The organism is Culturomica sp., from assembly GCF_003524185.1.
GTDB lineage: Bacteria > Bacteroidota > Bacteroidia > Bacteroidales > Marinifilaceae > Culturomica > Culturomica massiliensis.
In genome coordinates, this window is the sequence record NZ_DOED01000023.1 from 97,258 (window position 1) to 103,257 (window position 6,000).

General features: G+C 40.8%; 6 protein-coding genes. All 6 read right to left on the reverse strand.

The window, feature by feature from the left end; all coding sequences use genetic code 11:
• Positions 1 to 127 precede the first annotated feature (127 nt).
• The 6 genes from groL to DD657_RS08345 all read right to left on the reverse strand — a co-directional run bounded on the left by groL (position 128) and on the right by DD657_RS08345 (position 5,805).
• Positions 128 to 1,756, reverse strand: coding sequence for a chaperonin GroEL (gene groL, locus DD657_RS08320; protein WP_021987939.1), 1,629 nt, complete (start codon positions 1,754 to 1,756; stop codon positions 128 to 130).
• A gap of 99 nt (positions 1,757 to 1,855) precedes the next feature.
• Positions 1,856 to 2,125 (reverse strand): co-chaperone GroES, encoded by a 270-nt coding sequence (locus DD657_RS08325; protein ID WP_021987940.1) that lies wholly within the window; start codon positions 2,123 to 2,125, stop codon positions 1,856 to 1,858.
• Between the two features lie 298 nt (positions 2,126 to 2,423).
• Positions 2,424 to 2,798, reverse strand: coding sequence for a preprotein translocase subunit SecG (gene secG / locus DD657_RS08330; protein WP_287049560.1), 375 nt, complete (start codon positions 2,796 to 2,798; stop codon positions 2,424 to 2,426).
• A 2-nt stretch (positions 2,799 to 2,800) separates the two neighbouring features.
• The gene (locus DD657_RS08335) at positions 2,801 to 3,991 is read right to left on the reverse strand and encodes a DUF8458 domain-containing protein (RefSeq protein ID WP_287049562.1); all 1,191 of its coding nucleotides are present in this window, start codon (positions 3,989 to 3,991) and stop codon (positions 2,801 to 2,803) included.
• A 13-nt stretch (positions 3,992 to 4,004) separates the two neighbouring features.
• Positions 4,005 to 4,526: an LptE family protein gene (locus tag DD657_RS08340; RefSeq protein WP_021987944.1), complete on the reverse strand. Its 522-nt coding sequence runs from the start codon at positions 4,524 to 4,526 to the stop codon at positions 4,005 to 4,007.
• A 40-nt stretch (positions 4,527 to 4,566) separates the two neighbouring features.
• Positions 4,567 to 5,805, reverse strand: coding sequence for a sigma-54 interaction domain-containing protein (locus tag DD657_RS08345; RefSeq protein ID WP_021987945.1), 1,239 nt, complete (start codon positions 5,803 to 5,805; stop codon positions 4,567 to 4,569).
• Positions 5,806 to 6,000: the final 195 nt, after the last annotated feature.

Below are 6,000 nucleotides of genomic sequence, written 5' to 3' on the forward strand. Positions count from 1 at the left end.
AAAATCAAATGTTTTTAACATATTCCGTTTGAGATACAGGAATTACGGCAGGCGGCTTTAAAAAATTTCGGGAATAAAAAAAGCCTCCGTTTTTCGGAGGCTCTCTTTATTTATAGAAAATTCAGGATTACATCATCCCCGGCATTCCGCCACCCATTGCAGGTGCTGCGGGTTCGTCTTTTTTCTCTTCAACCAGTACACATTCCGTTGTCAGGAACATTCCGGCGATAGAAGCAGCGTTTTCCAAAGCCACACGGGTTACTTTCTTCGGATCGATCACACCGGCTTTTTTCAGATCTTCGTATACATCCTTGCGGGCGTTGTATCCGAAATCGCCTTTGCCTTCACGTACTTTTTGTACGACAACAGCACCTTCTACTCCGGCATTGTAAGCAATCTGGCGTAACGGTTCTTCGATAGCACGTTTGATGATTTCAATACCGGTTTGCTCGTCTTCCGTTTCTCCTTTCAAACCATCCAAAGTAGCCTGTGCGCGGATATAAGCTACACCACCTCCCGGTACGATACCTTCTTCGCTGGCAGCACGGGTGGCATGTAAAGCATCGTCAATGCGGTCTTTCTTTTCTTTCATTTCCACTTCAGAAGCAGCTCCTACATACAGTACGGCTACACCTCCTGACAATTTAGCCAAACGTTCTTTCAGTTTTTCTTTATCGTAGTCAGAAGTTGAATTTTCAATCAATTTTTTGATTTGTTCAATTCTTTCCTGAATGAATTCTTTTTTACCGGCCCCTTTTACGATAGTCGTATTTTCTTTGTCGATTGTAATTTTGTCGGCACGTCCTAACATGTCTATTGTCAGGTTTTCCAGCTTTAAACCTTTGTCTTCAGAGGTTACAACGCCACCGGTTAAAATAGCGATGTCTTCCAGCATTTCTTTCCGGCGGTCACCGAATCCCGGTGCTTTTACTGCGGCGATTTTCAAAGAACCTCTCAAACGGTTGACAACCAGGGTTGCCAATGCTTCGCTTTCAACATCTTCAGCGATGATCAATAAAGCACGGCCGGATTGAGCAACGGGTTCCAGAACAGGAAGCAATTCCTTCATGGAAGAGATTTTCTTATCGTAAAGTAAAATATACGGATTTTCAAATTCAACCGTCATTTTTTCACTGTCGGTTACGAAATACGGAGAAATATAGCCCCGGTCGAATTGCATACCCCCTACGGTTTTTACTTCAGTCTCGGTACCTTTGGCTTCCTCTACGGTGATAACACCTTCGATGCCTACTTTTTCCATCGCTTCAGCGATTAAATTACCGATGGTTTCGTCCCCATTGGCTGAAATACGGCCTACCTGACGGATTTTCTCAAAATTGTTGCCTACAACTTCTTTTTGGCTTTCCAAATGCTTAACTACAGCAGCAACCGCTTTTTCTATACCTCTTTTCAATTCCATCGGATTGGCTCCGGCTGTAACGTTTTTCAATCCTACATTGATGATGGATTGAGCCAGGATGGTAGCTGTTGTCGTACCGTCTCCGGCATCGTCACCGGTTTTGGAGGCAACTTCTTTTACCATTTGGGCTCCGATATTTGCATACGGATCAGCTAACTCGATTTCTTTGGCAACAGTCACGCCGTCTTTAGTGATATGCGGAGCTCCGAATTTTTTTTCAATCACAACGTTGCGTCCTTTCGGGCCGAGAGTTACTTTTACTGCATCTGCTAATTCGTCGACACCTTTTTTCATCAGGTCCCGGGCTTCGATATTGAATTTTATTTCTTTTGCCATAACAATTTAATTATAGATTTTAAATTTTAGATTTTAAATTATAGAGTTCAATGTATTTTAATTTTGGATTAACTTACAGTTACAATCTACAATTTATACTTATAGAACTACCAGGATGTCAGATTGGTTCATGACCAGGTATTTCTTGTCATCGATATGAATTTCCGTTCCGGAATATTTTCCGAATAATACCGTGTCACCAGCTTTTAGCTCCATCGGCTCGTCTGCTTTACCCTGGCCGGTTGCGATAATCGTACCTTTTTGTGGTTTTTCCAATGCGGTATCGGGAATGATGATTCCCCCTTTGGTTACCGTTTCTGCTTCAGCAGGCTCAACAATTACTTTGTTAAGTACAGTCTTCAGTGTCATGATTCTATTTTTTTAGTTTATAAATTATATAAAATTCTTTGAGAGGTTTCAACACCAATATTCGTTGAAACGGTTGTAACGTCTGTAATGTTACAACTGTCTCTTCTAAATCATATTCTGTGCCAAAAAATAGAAAGGAGAGGATGATTAATAAATAAAAAATGTAACTTATTGAAAATTAATATGAGAGTAATAATGGAGTTGGAGTGGGGTCTGAAGAAGGCTGACAGGGAGGAAATAAAAAATGTCAGTATGACTGACATACTGACATTTTTTATTTTTCATTGACAACTATAAATTATTGTTGCGGTTCTTCGGTCGGTGTCGTTTCACCTCCGGAGGTCGTACCGTTATCATTGTTTTGCGGTTGAGTGGTAAAAGAAGGAATTACCTGATTTGCCGGAGCATTTTGAACTTGTTCCTGAATAGCGGATTTACCTCCTACTTCGTCTCTCGGAATAGCTAAAGCGGCTATTACACATAATAGCAACATCGCACCAGCTAATGCCCAGGTTGCCTTTTCCAAAAAATCGGTTGTTTTTCTTACACCCATAATTTGATTGGAGGCAGCAAAAGAAGAGGCTAAACCACCGCCTTTTGAATTTTGTACTAATACGATTAAAATTAGTAAAATGCAGACTATTACGATTAAAACTGAAATTGCAGTATACATGATTATTCGTTGTTATTAATATTTTCCCTTATTTTCTCAATTCGGTTTGCAAAGTAAACACTTTTTTCCGGAAATTTCAAACTTAATTTTATATAAGTTGCTATGGCTTTTTCGTATAGCTTTTGTTTGATGTATATTTTGGCAAGTGTTTCAGAGAAAAGATCTTCTTTTTCTGCGCTGCTTTCCTCCGATAGATCTTTGTCGTCTACACTATCCAATTGCCCTTTGGGAATGGAAGGTTCTTCATTGATAAATTTGTCAATCAGATTTTCTTTTTCCTGTTTTTTCCTTTTCTTTTTTAATTCTCCTGCCAGTTCCCCGAGTGGAATTTCTTGTTCCTCTGTGTCGTCAGATAGAAGATAAGCTCCCATTATTTCCGGTAATTCTTTCGGCGTAATTGCCGGTTGCCGGTGTTTCTCTACGTTTTTTACCGTTTCCTTTTCAACCGGCTCTTCTTTTTCGGGGATGAAAAATTCTTCTTCGATCAATTCTATCGGTGAGTATGTGATTTTTCCGGCTTCGGAATCAGTGGCAGACTCCGGACTTGTCTCCGGTTGGACCGGCTTATCGGGATGAACGGCTTCGATAATATAACCTTCATACTCATGGGACTCAACTTTTTCAAATACCGGTTTGTTTTGTCCGACAATTTCCGGTTGGGCATAATCATTGACAATCCCCGGTATTCCATCCAGCAGGATCGGATTTGAGATGGTTTCCGTATCCGGCTTGCCGGATACTGTACTGACAGGAGGTGAAACCGTTTGCTGCGCTTGATAATTGATATCAATCAACGTTTCGTCTTCGGTTTGTTGGAGACGATCCGGAGGTGTTTTTTGCGCCGGAATCCCGACCGTGTTGACCGGAATGTAACCGTTGATCTCTTTTATCCGGTCGGTGACGATATCACTTAAAGAAGAGTTTTCTTTTTTGTTTTCCGGTTGTAGATAATCGAATTCTAATAAATTATTCAGGTATTTGTATAATTGCTTATGATCGGCAATGTGAATGGTCCCTGCTTTTAGTTCATTGCGGAATCGTACACTGGCAAAGATGTGCAGGGCTTTGAGATAGAGTACTCTGCCGGCCTGGAAATAGGGATAGCGGTTCACGAGAGTATCTAATTCCCGTAAATCATCGCTCCCCATTTTTTCAGGGTGGCATGTCAGTTCTATCAACCTGTCTGCTTTCATGTTTTTCCGGAGGTTACCAGTTTACGATGGCTTTATTATATATATCGTCAATGATTTTATCAAGGATTTCATTGATCAGACTTTCTTCTATGGAATTGAAGTCTTCGTCTATACCATAATCTTTGTAATTGGAAAAGCGGGTATTGAAGTCGAATTTATCGTCTTTCGTATTGGTATATTTTACCTGTATTTCAATAGTCAGGCGGTTGTTGGTTGCTACCTCGTCTCGTTGGATGTCTATAGGACGTTGGTTATATCCGACGATCTGACCTTCAAAGCGGATGTCGCCGTTGTTGTCTGTGACCTCTTTGAGACTCGTTTTGGTACGCATGTAAGTTTGTAGTTTCTCCGTAAATAGGGTACTCAGGTAAGGTACTACGAGTAATGCTTTATTGGGGAAATAGTCTACGGAGAATGTTTTGATATCAGGGTTCAATGAACCGCCTGTCATGTTGTAACTCACTTTTGCTAATTTGCATGAATCGCAACAGAGGACAATAAATAGCGTGAAAACGAGAGGCTTAAAGTATTTCATGTGTATTGAGATTATTCTGACAAATATAGTAATATTAGTTTTAGAAATTTTCGATGTCGTATTCTTTTAACTTTCGGTAGAGTGTACGTTCTGATATACCCAGGTCTTTGGCTGCCAGTTTGCGCTTTCCGTGGTTTTTTTCCAATGCTTTTTTGATGAGTTCCTTTTCTTTCTCTTCAATAGAAAAAGACTCTTCGATAAAAGCTTCCGTGTCCTGTATCTGATCTTCGGCTTGTTTGGTGTTGACCGGAACGGCCGAATGCTTTAGCAGTTCTGATGTTTGAGGAGGATATTGATTTCTTAATATTAGAGATGTATTGGTAGTTGCGGGTGTTTCCGGCAGATCCTCTTTTTCAATAATGCCGTACACCAGCCGTTTCAAGTCGTTCATGTCTTTTTTCATGTCAAAAAGAATTTTGTATAGAATTTCCCTTTCTGACGCGAAATTATTTTCAGAATTGTCGTGTGTACCTGTGAGCGCCGGTAGTATCGGAGTATCTGCCGGAATATATTTTTTCAATGTTATGGCATCGACAAGTCGTTCTTGCTCAATAATGGATATTTGTTCGGTGATGTTTTTCAATTGCCGGATATTTCCCGGCCAACGATAGGTTTCTAATAGCCGGATTGCGTCTTCTGTCAACCGGATCGCCGGCATTCTGTATTTTTCAGCAAAGTCGGCCGCGAATTTCCGGAATAACAGTTGAATATCTCCGTCCCGTTCCCGCAAAGGAGGTATAGAGATCGGAATTGTATTCAGTCTGTAATAAAGGTCTTCCCGGAATTTTCCGTTTTTAATGGCGGTAGACATATCGAGGTTCGTGGCTGCAATAACCCGTACATTTGTTTTCTGCACTTTGGATGAGCCTACCCGGATAAATTCACCGGTTTCCAGAATCCGTAACAGACGGGCTTGTGTAGAGAGCGGGAGTTCTCCCACTTCATCCAAAAACAGGGTGCCTCCGTCCGTTACTTCAAAATAGCCTTTCCGGTCGGATAATGCTCCTGTAAATGCTCCTTTTTCGTGTCCGAATAATTCGGAATCAATTGTACCCTCCGGAATAGCCCCGCAGTTTACGGCAATGTATGGGGCATGTTTCCGGGAACTGTAGCTGTGAATGATGCGGGGAAAAATTTCTTTTCCAACACCGCTTTCGCCGGTAATTAACACGGATAAATCTGTCGGTGCTACTTGTCGGGCGACATCGATAGCCCGGTTTAAGCCTTCATTATTCCCGATAATCTCGAATCTTTGCTTGATCGCCTGTAATTCCTCCATCTTTTCGACCAGTTGAATATTCCTTTCTGCAAAAATAGCAGTTTCTCCTGACAATTTGCCATTAATATTATGAAATGTAGTCGAAAAAGTGGGATTGTTTTCCGATTGGATGGTGGTGGCGTTTTTATAAATATGTGACCTAATATATATAGGTATAAAATGAATTTTAGATTTACGATTTTAGATTTATGATTT